This window comes from Solibacillus sp. FSL W8-0372 (assembly GCF_037969735.1).
Taxonomy (GTDB): domain Bacteria; phylum Bacillota; class Bacilli; order Bacillales_A; family Planococcaceae; genus Solibacillus; species Solibacillus faecavium.
This window is the reverse complement of the sequence record NZ_CP150204.1, coordinates 3886593-3904683: the sequence shown is the minus strand read 5'-3', so window position 1 is coordinate 3904683 and position 18091 is coordinate 3886593. Positions and strand designations below refer to the sequence as shown.

Below are 18091 nucleotides of genomic sequence, written 5' to 3'. Positions count from 1 at the left end.
TGACCTACTTTCTATGCTGTTTTTTTACGGTCAATTAATACCGCGATTAAAATAACAATTCCTTTTACAACTTGTTGGAAGAATGAAGAAACACCGATTAAGTTTAACCCGTTATTCAACACACCAATAATTAAGGCACCAACTAATGTACCAAAAATCCAACCTTTACCGCCTGTTAAACTTGTACCACCTAAAACCACTGCTGCAATAGCATCTAACTCATAAGAAGTACCAGCTGTTGGCTGTGCAGAGTTAAGGCGAGATGTTAAAATTAGTGCGGATAACGCAGCTAACATACCTGTTAATGAATAGACGGCAATTTTTACACGATCTACATTGATTCCTGATAATTTAGATGCTGCTTCATTACCGCCTACTGCATAAACACGGCGACCGAATGTTGTTTTATGCATAATTACATATAACGCAATGAAAGCTAGAATCATGGTACATACCGGAACTGGAATACCGAAGAAGTATCCTTTCCCTAACATTTGGAATGTAATTTCATTTCCTAAGTTAGAAACAGGGCGACCATCCGTGTATACTAACGTTAATCCACGGTAAATTGTCATTGTTGCCAATGTTGCGATGAATGGTGCAACTTTCCCTTTTGCGATAATAACACCATTTACAGCACCTAGAATAGCGCCTAACAGTAAGGCAGCAAAAATTGTTAACACTGGGTCCATACCTGAAGCAAGCATTGTGGCAGCAACGGCTCCTGTAAGGGCTAATGTCGAGCCAACCGATAAATCGATGCCGCCGGTTAAAATAACAAAAGTCATACCAAATGCAATAAGTGCGCTAATTGATACTTGACGTAAAATATTTAAAATATTATCTGTTGTCATAAAGCTTGGATTTAAAATTGTAATAACAATTACAATTAAAAATAATCCTAAAAGAGGACCTAGCTTTCCTAACATTTCTTTTGAGCTAGTTTTTAACAACTTCTTCTCCTCCTGTTGCGTAATGCATAATAGTTTCTTGTGTTAAGTCAACGTTGTCTAAAATGGCTGTTTGACGTCCTTCGTGCATGATCATTACACGGTCCGCCATACCTAACACTTCCGTTAGCTCTGAGGAAATCATTAAAATGGCTACACCTTCCTCGGCTAACTGGTTCATAATCGAGTAGATTTCTTTTTTTGCACCGATATCAACACCGCGAGTCGGTTCATCCAAGATTAAAATATCCGGTTTTGTACTTAACCATTTCGCGATAACTACCTTTTGCTGATTCCCGCCGCTTAATGAGCCAACAGCTTGTGTCGCATCACTGCAGCGAATATTTAGCTGTTCAATATATTTTGCTGCTTGTAATTGCTCTTGTTGTGTTTGAACAAAGCTACCCTTTGCAATTGATTTCAAATTTGTTAAAAACATATTTTCTTTAATTGAAAAATCTAGTACAAGACCCTCTGTTTTACGGTCTTCTGTTACAAATCCAATTCCGTGTTTCATCGCTTGGATCGGATTTTTTATCGTCACCTTTTCACCGTGGATTAAAATCTCACCTTTTGACTTTTTAAGGTTTCCGAAAATTGCTTGAGCCACTTCTGTACGGCCTGCTCCCATTAAACCGGCAAAGGCCAAGATTTCCCCTTTACGAATTTGGAAGTTAATATCTTTGCATACCGCAGGACATGTTAGCCCTTTTACTTCTAACGCAACCTCACCAATTTTTGCGTCACGGCTTGGATAACGTTCACCAAGTTCACGTCCAACCATCATTTTGACTACTTCATCAAAAGTTGTACTAGTAATTTCACGTACGCCAACATATTCACCATCACGCAAAATCGTAATACGATCACAAATTGCAAAAATTTCTTCCATACGATGCGAAATATATACAAAGGAAATACCTTTCGCTTTTAGTTCGCGAATCGTTTCAAAAAGCGTTTCAATTTCACGGTCTGTTAAAGCAGCTGTCGGTTCATCCATTACGATGTATTTCGCTTCTGAATTAATTGCTTTGGCAATTTCAATGAGTTGTTGTTTTCCCACTGATAAGGAACCTGCATGCTGACGTACATCAATGTGTAAGCCGAGTTTTCCTAAAAGGGTCTGTGCTTCTTTGTTCATTTCGCGCGTACACAGGAATCCCGTACGACCAATTGTTTTTTCTTTTCCTAAAAACAAGTTTTCCGCTACAGATAAATGCGGCAGAATATTTAATTCTTGGTGAATTACGTGAATACCTAAACTTTCCGCGTCCTTTGCAGAAGTAAAGGTATAGGACTGGCCATCTACCAGCACATCACCTTCGTCACGTGAGTAGATGCCAGACAGAATCTTCATCATTGTTGATTTACCGGCACCATTTTCACCCATTAGCGCGTGGATTTCTCCATCTAAAAGTGTGAATTCAACATTGTTTAATACGACATTGCCGCTGAATGCTTTTTTTATGCCCTTCATTTCGATCATATTCCGACACCTACCTTAAAAAATTACGCCACTTTGCAGCATGATGTTAGCGTATGGCGTCATTTCACCAGTGCGAATAATGACTTTTGCTTCGCTTGACATCTGTTTGAATTGCTCATGTGTTAAATATGTAACCGGTTCCACATTTTTCAAAATAAATGAATGAATTGTTTCGTTTGCCACTTTAATTTCTTCAGCTAAGTAACTATGTTCTACCTCTAAATCTTGTAACACAGTTTCTAAAATAGCATTAAATCCGGGTTCCCCTAATTTATAAGCTAAATCTATACATGTGACACCTTCTGGAATCGGTAAGCCACAATCTGCAATGACAATTTTATCTGTATGACCTAAACGTGCAAATATACCTGCTAATTCACGGTTTAAAATGCCTTGTTTTTTCATTTTGTGCCTTCCTTTCGAGCAACCACTTCCTCTAATTTTGGCATACCACCTTGAGCGCCAAATTTTTCAACGGATAATGAGGCTGCAATATTTGCGAAAAATACTGCTTCTTCAATTGATTGTCCATTTGTAACAGCATGCGCGAATGCACCGTTAAATGTATCCCCGGCACCTGTTGTATCAACAGCTATCGTTTTGTATCCTTTTACATGTACATGTTTTTCACCATCAAAGTAGCGCGCACCATTATCGCCTAATGTCACAATTAATTGATTTGGATATTTCTCTAATGCTGCTTCTACATCATTTCCAAATAATAGAGCACACTCAGTTTCATTTGGTGTTAAGTACTTTATATATGGCATCCATTCTATATCGAAGTTTGCTGCTGGAGCAGGGTTAAATAGTACTGGCACTTGAAGCTCTTTACATAATTTCAAGCTGTATTCAATCGTTTCTACTGGGATTTCAAGCTGCATTACAACTAACTGACTGTTTTCAATAACAGTTTTAGCAGAAGCAATCACCTCTGGGGTTACTTTAGAATTGGCACCTGGTACAACGACAATACGATTATCTGATTCATAAAGTAAAATATTGGCGATGCCTGTTGCCCCATTTGTATTCATAACTAAGCTAGTATTTATATTTTCTTCATTTAGATTCGCACGAAGTTCCGTACCGAAACTATCTGAGCCAACAGCACCTAACATTTTAACTTGACTGCCTAAGCGCGCAGCAGCTACAGCCTGGTTTGCACCTTTACCGCCTGGAACCGTTGTAAATAGATTTCCTAAAACGGTCTCTCCTTGTTTTGGAAATACCTCCATTTGAACGACTAGGTCCATATTGATACTTCCTATTACCGTTATCATTTTGCAGCTTCCTTTCTCGTCGTACCACGTACAATTAATTGTGCATCTATATTCAATATCGTTTGTTTCATTTCTTTGCCTTCAATTTGCTCAATTAACATGGTTGCAGCAGCAGCACCCATTTTATATAAGTCCTGACCAACTGTTGTTAAAGCAGGTGATACCATCTCACCTAGCGAGATTCCATCAAAGCCTACAATTTGCAGTTCTTCCGGTACACGCTTTCCTAGTTTGTGTGCAATATGAAGTGCAGCAATCGCTAATGTATCACTGCTCGCAAAAATACCATCAATATGAGGGTGTATAACTAAAGCCTGTTCAATCACCGTAGCAGCTTCTTTAAAATCGAATGATGTTGTTACCACAATTGGATCTACTCCTTGTTTATCAATAACTTCAAGAAATCCTAAAAGGCGATCGTCTGCGGTTTTTAAACCTTGTGGACCACGTATACATAATAAATTTTCCGCACCATTTGTGAGCAAATATTCAGTCCCAAGCTTGGCTCCTTTTCGGTTATCAGTCGTCACAGTAGGTATTGCTACATCAATGATCCGGTCAAGTGCAACAATTGGTGTATTGATGGACATGTAAACAGAGGGATCCATTAAACTTGTTGTCACAATTAAACCTGCAACATATGTTTGTGATAACCGCTCGATATATAACAATTCTTTATCCTTTTGCTCGTCTGAATTACAAAGAACTACTGTATAACCATAATTCCAGGCCATGTCTTCAACAGCACGAGCTAACTCTGGAAAATAGGGATTTTTTATATCTGGCACAATTAGACCAATTATATTTGATTGTTTTTTACTTAATGAACGTGCAACACTGCTTGGCTTATAATCAAGCTCTTGAATGGCTTGTTCAATACGTTCTGAGGATCTTTTACTTACATAACCATTTTGGTTTAGGTAGCGTGATACTGTCGCCACAGAAAGATTCGCAATCTTTGCAACATCTTTAATGTTAACCATCACTACGCCCCCATAAAATGAAATATGTTACCGGTTACATAATATATGCTATACAATACAAAATGTCAACGAAATAAAGGACATAAAAGACAGAAAAATAGCTTTTAAAACATAGAATTTAGTTATTCAAAAGAAAAATACTCCATATTAAGCTATACTAAAATATTTAAAATGACATACTATTACTTTGTTTGGAGTTTTCGTTACTTGAATAATAAGGTAAAAACCCAATCTACTCCTATAAATGGTAGGAAATCATCCAGCCTATTACACGAGAGCGAAGTTGAATGTATTATATATCGACTAATTCGTACCTCTTATCGTAACCGTTAGTTTGTTTGGTCATTCAAAAATGGTACAATGGAAAGGTGAGAAAAGTTGAAAGTAGACAAGTCGAAACATCGATAAAAGATGGTAGCAAAGCTCTGTAAGATACATGCACCATAGCGTCTTACCAACAACAGATAAGGAAGGTTCTCCATGCAAATTAATCAAACAAGAAAGTTAGCACATGGTGCTATGATGATAGCTATTTTTACTGTGCTGATGGCTATCGTATTTTATATTCCTATGGCGAATATTATTGCAGCCGTCATAGCTCCTTTACCGATGATTTGGTATAGCGCCAATTACGATCGAAGGTCATCATTTTTAGTTGCAATAATTGCTGTAATCGTCACTTTTTTTATTGGCGGTTTACTGCTAATACCCGCTTCACTGATTTTTGCAGCGGCCGGTGTGGCAATTGGGGATGCTATTTACAATAAAAAAAGCAAAGTATTTATGTTTATATCTACGAGCACTGTTTTACTCGTAACATTTGCGATTCAATATCTCATATCATTACGTTTGTTTGAAGTGGATTTTATCCGTGATTCGATGGAACTCATGAAGACAAGCTATATTGAATCGATAAAAATGACGGAGAAGCTGACAGGACAGGCAACACCAAAAGAAGTAATGGATAATATGAACAATATGCTGAATATGTTAGAAATGACTCTACCTGCATCCATTACATTGGCAATGCTGTTTGTGTCCTTCATTATTATCACTGTTAACTTACCGATTCTAAAGCGATTGAAAGTAGATGTACCAAGGTTTGGGAAGTTTAGTGAGTTACGCTTACCAAGATCGGTCCTATGGTATTATCTCATTGCTTTATCCATTAATTTATTTGTTCAGCCTGAACAAAACTCTTCATTGGCCATTATCATGTTAAATATTTCAATGATTTTATGGATATTGCTAACATTACAAGGTATTTCTTTTATCCATTTTGCTATCGATGCATTTGGTTATCCTAAATTTATAAAAGTATTAAGTACAATTGTTGCCATTCCACTTTATTCTTTTGTTATATTAATTGGTATTATCGATTTAGGCTTTAACGCAAGAGATTACATTCGGGAAAAGAGTCAAAAGTGAGGAGCTGATTGAAATGGGCAATTTTCGTAAAAGACCAATTCGATATCCACTAGTAGTATTGTTTTTACTAGGTGTAGTGGCAGCTATCCTTATGATGATATGGAATGTATGGATTGGGGTCGCATTTATAATCGTGTATTTAGGAGTTGCCTACTATACGTTAAAGATTGAAGCATTGACGTACAAAGATACAGAGCAACATATAGAAGCACTTTCCTATCGGATGGAAGATGTGGGAAAAGAGGCATTTCTTGAAATGCCATTCGGAATTGTATTATTAAATGATGACTTTACTGTGGAATGGGCAAACCCATTTATGCTTCGGGTATTGCAGCAAGAATCATTAGTCGGAGTTGAATTGGATACGATTTCAGATGAGTTACCTATACTTATAAATGAAGAACAGAAGAATGAAACGGTTGTGGCGATACATGACCGAAAATATCATATTTATTATAAAGAAGATGAAAAGTTATTTTACTTCTTTGATGTTACAAAACAAGTTCAGATAGAAAAGCAGTACTTGGCAGATCGTACCGTGTTGGCAATACTATTTATTGATAATTATGATGAGCTTACATCAGGTATGGATGACCAAGCGAGAAGTGTAACAAACACAATGATGACTTCTATTGTGAATGAATGGGCCGCGCATTATGGTATTTTCGTAAAAAGAATAGCATCCGATCGTTTTATGGCCGTATTAAATGAATCGATATTAGCAGAGCTTGAGCAAAAGCGGTTTTCTATATTAGATGTAATACGTGAGCGAACGATGATGCAGAAGAACCTGTCATTAACTTTAAGTATTGGGATTGGAGCAGGCTCTCAATCATTAGTGGAGCTTGGCCAATTAGCACAGTCAGGTCTAGATTTAGTGTTAGGACGCGGCGGTGACCAAGTGGCTATCAAACAATCAAATGGTAAAATTCGCTTTTATGGTGGGAAAACAAACCCTGTTGAAAAGCGAACGAGGGTACGTGCCCGTGTAATTTCGCATGCACTTAGTGATTTAATACAAGATAGTGATCAAGTATTTGTAATGGGACATAAACATCCAGACATGGACTCAATAGGGGCTTGTGTCGGCGTACGTAAAATGGTCGCAATGAATGGAATTGAAGGATTTGTAATCGTAAATTTTGATGAAGTGCGCGGCAGTGTAAGCCGTTTGATGACCGAATTGGAGCAAAAAACGGATTTTTACAATCGTTTTATAACACCTGACGAAGCTTTATCGAAAATAACACCAAAATCTCTCGTAGTCATTGTGGACACACATAAGCCAAGTATGGTAATTGATAGCCGGTTATTAAGTAGAACGGATAAGGTTGTTGTCATTGACCATCATCGTCGTGGTGAGGAATTTATTAATAATAGTCCAACGTTGGTGTATATGGAGCCATATGCTTCCTCTACTGCAGAACTTGTTACAGAACTGTTGGAATATCAACCGCAAAACGAAAAATTACTGCCTCTTGAAGCAACAGCATTATTGTCTGGAATTATAGTTGATACAAAGAGCTTTACACTTAGAACAGGTGCGCGTACATTTGAAGCTGCTTCCTATTTACGTACATTTGGAGCAGATACGGTTTTAATTCAACGATTGCTAAAAGAAGATGTAGGAACATATGTCGAGCGATCAAAAATTATTCAGACAGTTCAATTCCCTTATACAGGCATTGCAGTCGCGCATGGTGAGGAAACTAAAGTATATGATTCAGTATTAATCGCCCAAACTGCGGATATTTTACTGACTATGAAAGATGTGGGTGCCTCTTTTGTTATTGCACATCGCAATGATGGATTAATTGGCATTAGTGCACGTTCTTTAGGAGACATCAATGTACAGCTTGTAATGGAAAAGCTTGGCGGCGGCGGGCACTTAACCAATGCTGCTACACAGATGAAGGCAGAAACTATTGAAGAAGTAAAAAATCATTTAATTGAAGCTATTAGCGAAATAGTCGAAGGGAGCAAGGAATCATGAAAGTAGTATTTTTAAAAGATGTAAAAGGCAAAGGTAAAAAAGGTGAAATTAAAGAAGTTGCTGAAGGTTATGCTCGTAACTTTTTAATTAAAAATGGTTATGCGAAAGAAGCAAATAATCAAGCATTGAGCGAAATTCAAGGTCAAAAGCGTTTAGAAGAAAAAAATGCAGCTGCGGAACTACAAGCAGCGAAAGATCTAAAAGAACAGTTAGAGGCTATTACAGTAGAAATAAAGGCAAAATCAGGTGAAGGTGGACGTTTATTTGGTTCAGTTTCTACAAAGCAAATTGCAGATGCACTTCAAAAAAAGCATGGCTTTAAAGTAGATAAGCGTAAAATGGATTGCAATGATGGAATCCGTTCATTAGGCTTTACAAATGTTCCTGTTAAGTTACATCAAGATGTAAAGGCAACGTTAAAAGTACATGTAATTGAAGAATAAGGAGCGACAACAATGAACGAATCCATGATGGACCGCGTTCCGCCGCATAATAATGAAGCCGAACAATCGGTTATTGGCGCAGTTTTCCTTGATCCACAAGCTCTTATAACAGCATCTGAAATTGTTATTGCAGATGATTTTTATCATATTGCACATCAGAAGATTTTCCAAACGATGCTGAATTTAAGCGATCAGGGGAAAGCGATTGATGTTGTAACTGTTACAGAAGAATTATCAGCGAAAAAAGAGCTAGAGGATATAGGTGGCTTAAGCTATATAACGGAACTAGCAAATGCAGTACCGACAGCTGCCAATATTGCACATTACGCAAAGATTGTAGAAGAAAAGGCGATATTACGTCGCCTTATTCGCGTTGCTTCTAAGATTGCGGATGATGGATATACGCGTGAAGATGAAGTAGAAGTGCTCTTAGCAGAAGCTGAGAAAAAAATGCTTGAAGTTTCAAACCGAAAAAATGCGGGAGACTTTAAGCACGTAAAAGATGTATTAGTTCAGACATTCGATAATATTGAACAGCTCCAATCACGTGCCGGAGACGTGACAGGTATTCCAACCGGTTTCCGTGACTTAGATAAAATGACTGCTGGTTTCCAACGCAATGATTTAATTATCGTGGCAGCTCGTCCATCGGTTGGTAAAACAGCCTTTGCATTAAATGTTGCACAAAGTGTTGCCGTAAAGGCGCGTGAAAATGTCGCGATTTTCTCTCTTGAGATGGGTGCCGATCAACTTGTCATGCGTATGTTATGTGCGGAAGGCAATATTGATGCACAACGCCTACGTACAGGGGATTTGCAAAATGAGGACTGGGGTAAGTTGACGATGGCGATGGGAAGTTTATCGAATTCGGGAATTTATATTGATGATTCACCAGGTGTTCGGATGGCGGATATTCGTGCCAAGTGCAGACGATTAGCAAAAGAGAATGGATTAGGAATGATTTTAATCGACTACTTACAGCTAATTTTAGGTAGTGGTAAGCCTGGCGAGAACCGTCAACAAGAAGTATCCGAAATTTCACGTTCGTTAAAAGGTTTAGCGCGTGAATTAAAAGTTCCAGTTATTGCGCTATCACAGCTATCACGTGGTGTAGAACAACGTCAGGATAAGCGTCCGATGATGAGTGACTTACGTGAATCGGGTTCGATTGAGCAAGATGCGGATATTGTAGCGTTTTTATACCGTGATGATTATTACGATAAAGAATCGGAAAGTAAGGATATTATCGAGATTATTATCGCGAAACAACGTAATGGTCCAACAGGTACAGTAAGTTTAGCATTCCGGAAAGAATACAATAAATTTTTAAATTTAGAATTTACCCCTCCACCACGCGAGGAATAGACATTAAACACGAACGTTTCACATAATCGACATGTGTACGTTCGTGTTTTTTATTGACTTTTATGTTTCGAAATTGTTAAAATGTTCATGCTTCATCATTAAGGAATAAAAAGTAAGTTTTATTAAACTGAATAGGATACTTAATACTTCTTAAGGATTCAATTCGTCGGAGGTGCTCGTATATGACAGCGGTAGTTGTAGTAGGTACACAATGGGGAGACGAAGGAAAAGGTAAAATTACAGATTTCCTTTCTAAAAAGGCAGATGCAATAGCTCGCTTTGCAGGTGGCGATAATGCAGGACATACAATAAAAATTGGCGAAGAAACGTATAAGCTTCACTTAATTCCATCTGGGATATTTTATTCTGATAAATTGTCGGTAATCGGCAATGGGGTTGTTATTAATCCAAAGTCTATCGTAACCGAATTGAAAGGTTTACAGGCAAGAGGTATTGATACATCAAATTTGAGAATTTCAAATCGTGCGCATGTAATTTTGCCATACCATATTCATCAAGATATCGTAGAAGAAGCGAGTCGTGGTGATGAGAAGATTGGTACAACGGCAAAAGGAATTGGACCATGCTATCAGGATAAAGTAGCTCGAATCGGCATACGTATGGCTGATTTATTGGATAGGCCAACTTTTGAGAAGAAGTTACGCGAAAACTTAAATTTAAAAAACCGCCTATTTACGAAATTCTATGAAGTAGAAGGCTTAAATTTTGAAGATATATTTGAAGAGTATTACGCGTATGGTCAAGAAATTGCCCAATATGTAACGGATACTTCAAAAGTGTTGAATGATGTAATTGATGAAGGTGGCAAGGTGTTATTTGAAGGAGCTCAAGGAATTATGCTTGATGTTGATCAGGGGACATATCCTTTCGTAACTTCATCAAATCCTGTTGCAGGAGGCATTGCGATTGGATCAGGTGTAGGTCCTACTGCAGTAGAACGCGTAGTAGGTGTATGTAAAGCTTATACATCCCGAGTGGGAGATGGTCCGTTCCCATCAGAACTACACGATGAAATTGGTCAACAAATTCGTGAAGTGGGCCGTGAATATGGTACAACGACAGGTCGTCCACGCCGTGTTGGTTGGTTTGACGCGGTAGTTGTTCGCCATTCACGCCGCGTGTCAGGAATTACTGACTTAGCATTAAACTCCATCGATGTATTGTCAGGCTTAGAAACAGTAAAAATTTGCACAGCATATGAGTATAATGGAGAGCAAATTACAGAGTACCCGGCTAACCTTGAAATAATTAAACAATGTAAGCCAGTATATGAAGAGTTACCTGGATGGTCAGAAGATGTAACGGGTGTCCGTACAATGGAAGATTTGCCGGAAAATGCACGTAACTATATTAATCGTATTGTAGAACTTACAGGAATCCCATTAACAACATTTTCAGTTGGTCCTGCTCGTGAACAAACTAATATTGTAAACGGTATCTGGGAATAATAGAAGTGCGCTTTAGAGGGGTATTAAAAGTCATTAGGCTTTTGATACTCCTTTTTCTATGCTATTAAAGAGTTAAAAAGAATAAAAAGGTACGAAGCAATATAAAATAGCTCAATTAATTAGAATGTAACAATTTTTTAGATAATAATACAATTTCATTACAAAAATATTGAAGTAGTTCATTTGGTATGAGAAATATGATACAGTATCAAAGTGTGTTTTAACGCTTGAAAATAAATAGATGGACTAAAAAATATAGATTAGACATAGTTGGAAGGAGCTTTATCATGAGTTCAAAAGGAAACAAGTTAGGCTTGGGCAATTTAAAACAAAGTCTAATGAATCGTCATAATGGAAAACTAAAAATGGCTGCAATTTTTGCGTTACTCGTTTCTACGGTGACATTCAATCTAGGTTTCGCGAATGAAACAGATAAAGAACAATTCGCTAAAATTTTCCACGTTTATGTAGCTGATACATATGTTGGATCTGTTGCAGATGAAGCAACAGTAGAAGAGGTTGTACTAAATAAAGAACTAGAGGCTAGTAAAAAGTATGAAGACTTAAAGGTCGATGCTAGTGCCGAAGTTAAAATTATTCCAGAGCAAGTGTTTACAGTAGATGCAAATGAAGAAGAAACGATAAAAAACCTTCAAGAAGCATTGACTGTTCAAGCACAAGCTTACTCATTACAAGTAGAAGAAACAGTCGTTGCTTCATTGAAGGATAAAGCAGATTTTGAAGCTGTAATTGACGGATTAAAGCTTCAGTATATTACTCAATATCAATTGAATAAATTAAAAAATAACTCAACTAATGATTCATTACCCGAATTAAAAAAAGATGAAACACGTTTAATCGATGTTGCCTTATCAGCTCCGATTACGGGACAGGAAGATTTAGCAAAGCCTGAAGAAATTGTTTCTGTTTCAGAGGCGGTTCAGTTATTACAAACAGGTTCAATAGAACAAGAAACCTATACTGTAAAATCTGGGGATGTGTTGGGCTCCATAGCATCTGCACATGATTTAACAACGGCACAATTACTAAATTTAAATCCTTCTCTTAAAGAAAATACAGTACTTCAGATTGGTCAAGAATTAAATGTAACAGTAGAAAAACCATTTGTTACTGTGAAGGCAGTATATGAGAAGAAAAAAATTGAAGAAATTGATTTCGCCAAAATTGTTGAAGAAGATCCAACAATGTTAAAAGGTGAAAAGCTTGTTAAGCAAGAAGGTAAAAAAGGTAAAAAAGAAGTTACTTATTTAATTTCAGAAGAAAATGGTGTACGAACAGAGCGACTTCAATCTGTAGAAAATATATTAGTAGAACCTGAAAATCGTATAGTCGTTGTAGGAACGAAGGTAATTCCTTCTGTTGGGACAGGGACATTTGCTTGGCCAGCAGTTGGAGGTTATGTTTCAAGTAATATGGGACATCGTTGGGGACGCTATCATTATGGAATCGATATTGCGCGACCATCCAATTATACAATCAAAGCATCAGATAATGGGGTTATTAAAACAGCTGGCAGTCATTCAACTTATGGAAACTATGTTGTAATCGACCATAATAATGGTTTTGAATCACTATACGCTCACTTATCACGTATTGACGTATCAGTTGGACAAGTAGTAGAACAAGGGTCGGCACTTGGACAAATGGGTTCAACAGGTCGTTCAACAGGAACGCATTTACATTTCGAAATTCACAAAAATGGTTCAGAAGTAAATCCATTATCATATTTAAATTAATCTGGGAGGTGTGTTAAAAGCTTTGTCTTTTAGCACACTTTTTTCAATATACAGTAATTTTATATTTTAGAACTAAAATTCGAAAAAAATTAAAAAATATTTCCTGGAAAATAATCTATGGGAAACATCTGTATAATGCATCAAATCGTAAAGCGTGATAGAGTAATGATAGTAAATTATAAAAATTACTTTTCATTTCATATAGAATTTATTAGGAAAGAGGTATATAGATGATGGATAAAACAATTTTAGTTGTAGATGATGAAAAACCAATTGCAGATATTCTACAATTTAACTTAATTAAAGAAGGCTATCGTGTAATTTGTGCATACGATGGAGACGAAGCACTACAAAGAGTAGAAGAAGAGCAACCAGATTTAATGCTGTTGGATATTATGCTTCCAAAGCGTGATGGGATGGAAGTATGTCGTGAAGTCCGTAAAAAATATGATTTCCCTATTATTATGCTAACAGCAAAAGGCTCGGAGATTGATAAAGTATTAGGTCTTGAAATGGGTGCAGATGATTACGTTACGAAACCATTTAGTACGCGTGAACTAATCGCACGTGTGAAGGCAAATATGCGTCGATTAAATGTCCCTGCTCAAGTAGAAGAAGCAACAGCTGAATCGAATGATATTGTTGTAGGTTCATTGACAATTCAGCCTGATGCATATTTAGTGTTAAAGCGTGAAGACTCCATTGAGTTGACCCATCGTGAATTTGAATTATTACACTATTTAGCAAAACATATTGGCCAAGTAATGACACGTGAACACTTGCTGCAAACGGTTTGGGGATATGATTACTTTGGAGATGTACGTACAGTAGACGTGACAATTCGCCGTCTGCGGGAAAAAATTGAAGATAATCCTAGTCATCCTTTATGGATTGTGACAAGACGAGGTGTCGGTTATTATTTACGAAATCCTGAACAGGAGTAGACTGCATGCAAAAAGTAAGCTTTTTTAAGTCAATTCATGTAAAGCTTGTATTAATCTATGTACTTTTAATTATTATTGCGCTCCAAATTATTGGTATTTATTTTTCAAAGCAGCTTGAGACGAATTTGAAATCAAATTTCCAGGATTCCATTCGTCAAAGGATCGAGCTTGTCCACTATAGTATTCGTGAAGAAATGATTAAAGAGCCGGATGATACAACACCCTCAATAGAGGAGAGGTTAAATACAATTTTACAGGAATTTTCTACTGAAGATATTAACAAAATTCATATCGTTAATAGACGTGGACGAATTCTAGCTACTTCTGATAACAATAGTCAGGCACTTATAGGTCAGCGGGCAAATGAAGAAATTATACGAAAAGCGATATCTGCCGAAACGTTATGGGATAATATTTCATTGGATCGAGATACAGGACAACGAGTCTGGATACTTGCAACACCCATTAGCGAATCAGTTGGCCCGAATGGGGAAATTATAGGGGCCATTTATGTCCAATCAAATATTCAAAAAGTATATGAACAATTAAATGAAATTAACCGTATTTTTGCTGCGGGTATTGCGATGTCTCTCGTAATTACCATCATTTTAGGAATACTGGTAGCACGAACGATTACAAGGCCCATTTCCGATATGCGAAAACAGGCGCAAGCGATGTCAAAAGGGAATTACGCTCGAAAAGTGCGAGTATATGGCACAGATGAGATTGGTCAGTTAGCAATTGCTTTTAACCATTTGACTAACCGTCTACAAGAAGCGCAGTCTACGACAGAGGCTGAACGCCGAAAATTGGCAAGCGTTCTTAGTAATATGACAGATGGGGTTATCGCAACAGATCGCAAAGGGAAAATTATATTAATTAATGAGCCTGCTTTGGATCTACTTCATGAAACAAGAGAATCTACGTTAAATCGTCCGATTGCCTCTGTATTGGGATTAGATCAGGAATATAGTTTTGAAGATTTAATTCATATGAAAGATCCAGTGAATCTTGATTTTAGTATGAGTGAAGCGCGGTACATTTTACGAGCTAATTTCTCTGTAATTCAAAAGGAAACGGGCTTTGTAAATGGTTTAATTACCGTACTGCATGATATTACTGAACAAGAGAAAATTGATATGGAACGCAGAGAATTTGTTGCGAACGTATCGCACGAGCTACGGACACCACTTACTACAATGCGCAGTTATTTAGAAGCATTGGCAGAAGGTGCTTGGCGCGATGAAAATATTGCGCCGACGTTTTTAAATGTAACTCAGACAGAAACAGAGCGTATGATTCGTCTAGTAAATGATTTATTACAACTATCTAAAATGGATAGCCAAGAGTATGACTTGAATTTAGGGTTTGTAGAATTCAATAAATTTTTCACTCAAATAATTGATCGCTTTGAAATGTCGAAATCACAAAATGTTGAATTTATTCGTTTGCTTCCAGAGAAAAGCTATTTTGTTGATATTGATACCGATAAGCTCACACAGGTAATTGATAATATTATTTCAAATGCATTAAAGTATTCCCCGGACGGTGGCAATATTCGTTTTGGCTTTACAGTTCATGGTAATATGCTGCGTGTCATGATTTCAGATGATGGAATGGGGATTCCGAAAGAAAATGTGACGAAAATTTTTGATCGCTTCTATCGTGTAGACCGTGCCCGAGCACGTTCTATGGGTGGAACAGGTTTAGGACTTGCAATTGCTCGTGAAATGATTGAAGCACATGGCGGAAAAATTTGGGCAGAAAGTGAGGAAGGTCAAGGTACTACGATATTCTTCACTCTACCATACGAATTAGATGAAGCGGAGGATTGGGAATGAAATATGTTGAACAAGTAAAATCTATTTTGTTAACATTCCTCGTTTTACTTAGTATTATTTTTACGCTTCTTATTTGGAACTATAGGCCCGAATATGGGTTAATAGAAGAAACACAAATTGAGGAAGTTATGGTCGGAGAGCAAAAAGAATTGAAAGATGTATTAAAGCCTTATCGATTACTGTACCGGCAAAATGGCCAATTTTTCGGTACAGTATCACCAAGCGTGTTGAATGAAATTTACAGCTATTTTCCAACATGGCAAACGAATGAGTTGGAATTGATTAATAGCAATGAAAAGCTATCAGATGAAAGAATGAATGAAGTTATAAGAGCAAATAATCGGATCACGATGTTTTTCAATGAGGAGATACCGTTTCAAGTCTTTACCAACCTTTTATCCTTTAACAACGATAAGGATTTACCTGAATCAAGCTTTAATCGTTTAATTTTAGACTGGTCCACTGTAGAAACAAACAATCAATTGGAGCTTCTCTTTTTAAATACAGAAAAGCGCTTATTATTTAGAGGATATACAAATTTAAGAAATACAGATAGATTTTTAGCAGAGGTAGTTAAGCCTGCAGAGGATTATAGTCCTTACGTTGAGGTGGAAAGAGATTCATTACTTTCACTATACGTCTCTCAAAACCCAATACAATCGACACGCTATACGTATTTAGTCGATTATATTAGTGAAAGTTTATTTAAATCAATCGTTTTTACAGATCCCAAGATTGTAAAGCCAAATAAGGAAAGTGAACAATCGGTAAGATATACAGATAATACATCGTTTATGACAGTGGATACAAAGAATCGTATTCTTAATTATGTATACCCACTTGCAGAAAGTATTGCGCCAATTAAATCCTCCAAATTATTAAGCGATAGCTTTAATTATATTAATGATCATGGAGGGTTTACAGCGGATTATCGATTCTCTTCCATGAATATAGGTAAGCATATAGTAGATTATCAACTGTTTTTACACGGATTGCCGATTTATAGTAATATGACGACTTCCCGCATTTCCACAACATGGGGAGAGAATCGTATTTTCCGTTATCGCCGACCATTTTATACTATCGCAACTGCAAATGAAATTAATAGAGAACGAGAACAAAAAGAATTGATTTCTGGTGAGCAGGTAATTGAATACCTTCGAAATACAAAGGAATATTCATTTAAAGATATTGATGAAATCGTTGTTGGTTACCATTTCACGCAAAATGAAGCCTTCGTTTTAGAACCTAGTTGGTTTATCATTTCGAACAATGTGTTTAAACAGATTTCGCCCGAGCGTACAGGGGGGATTACAGATGGATTGGAGTAGAACGAAATCTATTTTTATATGGGTGTTTTTAATCTTAAATCTCTTTTTGTATACGCAATATCTAGAAAGCTATAACGAAGGGCAATTAATGGAAGTTTTAGGAGAAACGACAAAAATTGAAGCACGTTTGAAAGATGATAATATTACGTATATTGCGCTTCCTAATAACAATGAAAATGCAGCTTACTATTCTGGTGAAATCAAAAAATTCTTACCAGAAGAAATACCGTTTTTTCCAAATCAGATAACACAAATTGAAAATGAAAATAAGCTAATCGTTACGATGGAAAAGCCCGTAAAGTTGCAGGAAAGCGGTGGCCGTAATCCATATGTTGAATTTGTTAATGGCCATGTTCATGAAGGAAATGCCTATGTATTATGGGATGTTAATGAGGAAAAAAGAGAGGCGACATTTTTCCAAAAGGTAAATAACTTAACACTGTATTACAATGTGCGCGGTTATGTAAAAATTTATTGGGATGAAGAAAATCGTGTGTATGCGTATGAACAAACTATGCTTGAAAAACACGAGAAAGTAGATAAGCAACAAAATTTATTAACGTCGATACAAGTTTTGCAGATTTTATATGGTAAAAATTTATTAAAACCAGATTCTCAAATTTTAGAGATGAATCTTGGTTATTCCACAAATGTTCAATTAACACAAACACAGGTTTTTGCCCCGACATGGGAAGTGCGTGTGAAGTTAGCTGACGGTACACAAGAAATACATTTTGTAGATGCAGTACAAGGTAATATTGTGGAAATACAAAATGATTTATCCGAAATCGTCGAGCAGACAGAGGATATGGAAGAGTAGG

Annotated in this window: 15 protein-coding genes; 10 read left to right on the top strand and 5 right to left on the bottom strand. The window is 36.8% G+C overall.

The window, feature by feature from the left end:
• Positions 1–11: 11 nt before the first annotated feature.
• From rbsC to MKY13_RS19915, 5 genes are read right to left on the bottom strand one after another with little or no spacing between them, the layout of a single operon-like run.
• Positions 12–953, bottom strand: coding sequence for a ribose ABC transporter permease (rbsC, locus tag MKY13_RS19935; RefSeq protein WP_191701065.1), 942 nt, complete (start codon positions 951–953; stop codon positions 12–14).
• The gene (locus tag MKY13_RS19930; protein WP_191701066.1) at positions 940–2436 is read right to left on the bottom strand and encodes a sugar ABC transporter ATP-binding protein; all 1497 of its coding nucleotides are present in this window, start codon (positions 2434–2436) and stop codon (positions 940–942) included. Before MKY13_RS19930 ends, rbsC begins: the two co-directional genes overlap by 14 nt.
• Positions 2437–2451: 15 nt before the next feature.
• Positions 2452–2841, bottom strand: coding sequence for a D-ribose pyranase (rbsD, locus tag MKY13_RS19925; protein WP_339214594.1), 390 nt, complete (start codon positions 2839–2841; stop codon positions 2452–2454).
• A complete protein-coding gene (gene rbsK / locus MKY13_RS19920; RefSeq protein WP_339214592.1) occupies positions 2838–3716 on the bottom strand; it encodes a ribokinase in 879 nt (292 codons plus the stop codon). The genes rbsD and rbsK overlap by 4 nt, the downstream gene beginning before the upstream one ends.
• Complete coding sequence (locus MKY13_RS19915; RefSeq protein WP_191701069.1) at positions 3713–4699, bottom strand: LacI family DNA-binding transcriptional regulator; 987 nt, start codon at positions 4697–4699, stop codon at positions 3713–3715. The genes rbsK and MKY13_RS19915 overlap by 4 nt, the downstream gene beginning before the upstream one ends.
• 480 nt (positions 4700–5179) lie before the next feature.
• On the opposite strand from MKY13_RS19915, the gene MKY13_RS19910 reads away from it, so the two are divergent.
• The 10 genes from MKY13_RS19910 (at position 5180) to yycI (ending at position 18090) form a co-directional block, all read left to right on the top strand.
• The gene (locus tag MKY13_RS19910) at positions 5180–6127 is read left to right on the top strand and encodes a YybS family protein (protein ID WP_191701070.1); all 948 of its coding nucleotides are present in this window, start codon (positions 5180–5182) and stop codon (positions 6125–6127) included.
• A 13-nt stretch (positions 6128–6140) separates the two neighbouring features.
• Positions 6141–8120: a DHH family phosphoesterase gene (locus MKY13_RS19905; RefSeq protein WP_191701071.1), complete on the top strand. Its 1980-nt coding sequence runs from the start codon at positions 6141–6143 to the stop codon at positions 8118–8120.
• Entirely contained in the window at positions 8117–8563 is a 447-nt protein-coding gene (rplI, locus tag MKY13_RS19900) for a 50S ribosomal protein L9 (protein WP_191701072.1), read from the top strand. Before MKY13_RS19905 ends, rplI begins: the two co-directional genes overlap by 4 nt.
• 12 nt (positions 8564–8575) lie before the next feature.
• Positions 8576–9928 (top strand): replicative DNA helicase, encoded by a 1353-nt coding sequence (gene dnaB, locus MKY13_RS19895; RefSeq protein ID WP_191701073.1) that lies wholly within the window; start codon positions 8576–8578, stop codon positions 9926–9928.
• A gap of 182 nt (positions 9929–10110) precedes the next feature.
• Positions 10111–11397 carry an adenylosuccinate synthase gene (locus MKY13_RS19890; protein ID WP_191701074.1) on the top strand — a complete coding sequence of 429 codons (1287 nt, stop codon included), beginning with the start codon at positions 10111–10113 and terminating at the stop codon, positions 11395–11397.
• Positions 11398–11684: 287 nt separating this feature from the next.
• Positions 11685–13154, top strand: coding sequence for a M23 family metallopeptidase (locus MKY13_RS19885; RefSeq protein WP_191701075.1), 1470 nt, complete (start codon positions 11685–11687; stop codon positions 13152–13154).
• 233 nt (positions 13155–13387) lie between these two features.
• Positions 13388–14098, top strand: coding sequence for a response regulator YycF (gene yycF / locus MKY13_RS19880; RefSeq protein ID WP_191701184.1), 711 nt, complete (start codon positions 13388–13390; stop codon positions 14096–14098).
• Between the two features lie 5 nt (positions 14099–14103).
• Positions 14104–15939 (top strand): cell wall metabolism sensor histidine kinase WalK, encoded by a 1836-nt coding sequence (gene walK, locus MKY13_RS19875; protein ID WP_191701076.1) that lies wholly within the window; start codon positions 14104–14106, stop codon positions 15937–15939.
• The gene (gene yycH / locus MKY13_RS19870) at positions 15936–17270 is read left to right on the top strand and encodes a two-component system activity regulator YycH (RefSeq protein ID WP_191701077.1); all 1335 of its coding nucleotides are present in this window, start codon (positions 15936–15938) and stop codon (positions 17268–17270) included. The genes walK and yycH overlap by 4 nt, the downstream gene beginning before the upstream one ends.
• Positions 17257–18090 (top strand): two-component system regulatory protein YycI, encoded by an 834-nt coding sequence (yycI, locus tag MKY13_RS19865; RefSeq protein WP_191701078.1) that lies wholly within the window; start codon positions 17257–17259, stop codon positions 18088–18090. Before yycH ends, yycI begins: the two co-directional genes overlap by 14 nt.
• Position 18091 lies beyond the last annotated feature (1 nt).

Bases quoted from the DNA above. Each gene is read 5' to 3' on its own strand.
- MKY13_RS19930 (WP_191701066.1), bottom strand. From the start codon at position 2,436: ATGATCGAAATGAAGGGCATAAAAAAAGCATTCAGCGGCAATGTCGTA.
- yycF (WP_191701184.1), top strand. From the start codon at position 13,388: ATGGATAAAACAATTTTAGTTGTAGATGATGAAAAACCAATTGCAGAT.
- rplI (WP_191701072.1), top strand. From the start codon at position 8,117: ATGAAAGTAGTATTTTTAAAAGATGTAAAAGGCAAAGGTAAAAAAGGT.
- yycH (WP_191701077.1), top strand. From the start codon at position 15,936: ATGAAATATGTTGAACAAGTAAAATCTATTTTGTTAACATTCCTCGTT.
- rbsK (WP_339214592.1), bottom strand. From the start codon at position 3,716: ATGATAACGGTAATAGGAAGTATCAATATGGACCTAGTCGTTCAAATG.
- MKY13_RS19915 (WP_191701069.1), bottom strand. From the start codon at position 4,699: ATGGTTAACATTAAAGATGTTGCAAAGATTGCGAATCTTTCTGTGGCG.
- MKY13_RS19905 (WP_191701071.1), top strand. From the start codon at position 6,141: ATGGGCAATTTTCGTAAAAGACCAATTCGATATCCACTAGTAGTATTG.
- MKY13_RS19890 (WP_191701074.1), top strand. From the start codon at position 10,111: ATGACAGCGGTAGTTGTAGTAGGTACACAATGGGGAGACGAAGGAAAA.
- MKY13_RS19910 (WP_191701070.1), top strand. From the start codon at position 5,180: ATGCAAATTAATCAAACAAGAAAGTTAGCACATGGTGCTATGATGATA.
- rbsD (WP_339214594.1), bottom strand. From the start codon at position 2,841: ATGAAAAAACAAGGCATTTTAAACCGTGAATTAGCAGGTATATTTGCA.
- yycI (WP_191701078.1), top strand. From the start codon at position 17,257: ATGGATTGGAGTAGAACGAAATCTATTTTTATATGGGTGTTTTTAATC.
- dnaB (WP_191701073.1), top strand. From the start codon at position 8,576: ATGAACGAATCCATGATGGACCGCGTTCCGCCGCATAATAATGAAGCC.
- MKY13_RS19885 (WP_191701075.1), top strand. From the start codon at position 11,685: ATGAGTTCAAAAGGAAACAAGTTAGGCTTGGGCAATTTAAAACAAAGT.
- walK (WP_191701076.1), top strand. From the start codon at position 14,104: ATGCAAAAAGTAAGCTTTTTTAAGTCAATTCATGTAAAGCTTGTATTA.